Raw genomic sequence first — 1,907 nt, 5'->3', positions numbered from 1 at the left:
CGCGTCGGCCTCCGCTCCGCCGCTGCCCACCGCACCGCCGGTGGTGCCGGCACCGGCCCTGCCGGCCTGGCCGCCGTCGACCGAACCCACCGAGTACCGGGCGGGCCACGCCGGTCACGTGCCCGCGCCGAGCCGCCCGGTGAGCCACCCGCCGGCCGGTCCCGACCTGGCCGGCACGGCGTACGGCGGCACCGACGGGCCGGGCTTCGCCACGGTCGCCCTCCCGCAGGGCAGTCCGCTGGAGAACTCCGGCTCGCTGACCGGGCACATCCTGGCGCAGGGCTGGGCCGAGGACGCCCCGGCGACCCGGTCCAGCAACACGAAGGTGGTGATCGTGCTGGCCGCCGCGCTGGCACTGCTGATCGCGATCAGCCTGCTGGTGGTCTTCCTGGCCAACGACGCGCTGAGCGGGATCACCGGCACCGCGCTGACCGGGTGACGGGGTGAGCCCGCCCACTACGCACTCGCGGTGCGGTGGCAGGTTCGCCACACCGCCGTACACTTGTGGAGATCACTGACCCGGCGCGCCCGTTGCGCGCCCATGGGCGATCTTGCGGGCGAATCGGCGGCGTGACAAAGCCGCGGCGGGCCATCGCGAAGATGCGCCCCGCTCGAAAGGCATTTCTTGACCACCTTCGCCGCCTCCGGCACGTCCCCGTCCGCCGACCCCACCATCGACACCCCTGACTTCGCCGCGCTCGGCCTGCCCCGGCAGCTGGTCGAGGCGCTCGCCCGGCAGGGCATCACCACCCCGTTCGAGATCCAGCGGGCCACCCTGCCCGACGCCCTCGCCGGCCACGACGTGCTCGGCCGGGGCCAGACCGGCTCGGGCAAGACCCTGGCCTTCGGCCTGCCGGTGATCGCCCGGCTCGCCGACCGCAACCGGGCCCGGCCGCTGCACCCCCGCGCCCTGGTCCTGGTGCCCACCCGCGAGCTGGCCATGCAGGTCAACGACGCGCTCGTGCCGCTCGGCAAGGCGGTCGGCATCTTCCTGAAGACCGCCGTCGGCGGCGTCCCGTACGACCGGCAGATCGACGCGCTGCGCCGCGGCGTGGAGATCGTGGTGGCCACGCCGGGGCGGCTCGGCGACCTGATCGAGCGGGGCGTCTGCAAACTCGACGACGTCGAGATCACCGTGCTCGACGAGGCCGACCAGATGGCCGACATGGGCTTCCTGCCCGAGGTCACCCGGCTGCTGGCGAAGACCCCGGCGGACTCCCAGCGGCTGCTCTTCTCGGCCACCCTGGACAACGACGTCGACTCGCTGGTCAAGCGGTTCATGACCGACCCGGTCACCCACTCGACCGCGCCGGCGACCGCCGCCGTGTCCACCATGGATCACCACCTGCTGCTGATTCCGCCGCACGACAAGTTCGCCGTGGCGGCGTCCATCGCGGCCCGCGAGGGTCGCACCATGCTCTTCGCGCGTACCCAGCTCGGCGTCGACCGGCTGGTCGAGCAGCTCGCGGCCGTGGGCGTGCGGGCCGGCGGCCTGCACGGCGGCAAGACCCAGCGGATGCGTACCCGGACCCTGGCCGAGTTCCGCGAGGGCCGGATGAACGTGCTGGTCGCCACCGACGTGGCGGCCCGGGGCATCCACGTCGATGGCGTGACGCTGGTGCTGCACGTGGACCCGCCGAAGGACCCGAAGGACTACCTGCACCGGGCGGGTCGCACCGCGCGGGCCGGGGAGTCCGGCGCGGTGGCGACCCTGGTGCTGCCGAAGCAGCGCCGGACCACGCTGGCCATGCTGGAGAAGGCGGGCGTCGAGCCGGCCGAGACCCGGGTCCGCGTCGGCGATGCCGCGCTGGCCGAGCTGACGGGCGCCCGCGAGCCCAGCGGCGTGCCGGTCCGCGACGAACCCGAGCCGCGCCGGGGCGGCCCGCGCCGCTTCGGCGACCGGGACG

At 74.7% G+C, this 1,907-nt stretch carries 1 protein-coding gene and 1 pseudogene; both read left to right on the top strand.

The window, feature by feature from the left end; all coding sequences use genetic code 11:
- A pseudogene (locus B0E53_RS39955) lies at positions 1-439 on the top strand (hypothetical protein); the annotation flags it as partial.
- Positions 440-673: 234 nt separating this feature from the next.
- A partial coding sequence (locus B0E53_RS36020; RefSeq protein WP_107079875.1) for a DEAD/DEAH box helicase occupies positions 674-1,907 on the top strand: 1,234 nt, incomplete at its 3' end.

The organism is Micromonospora sp. MH33, from assembly GCF_003013775.1.
GTDB lineage: Bacteria > Actinomycetota > Actinomycetes > Mycobacteriales > Micromonosporaceae > Micromonospora > Micromonospora fulviviridis.
This window is presented reverse-complemented; position numbering and strand designations above follow the sequence as displayed.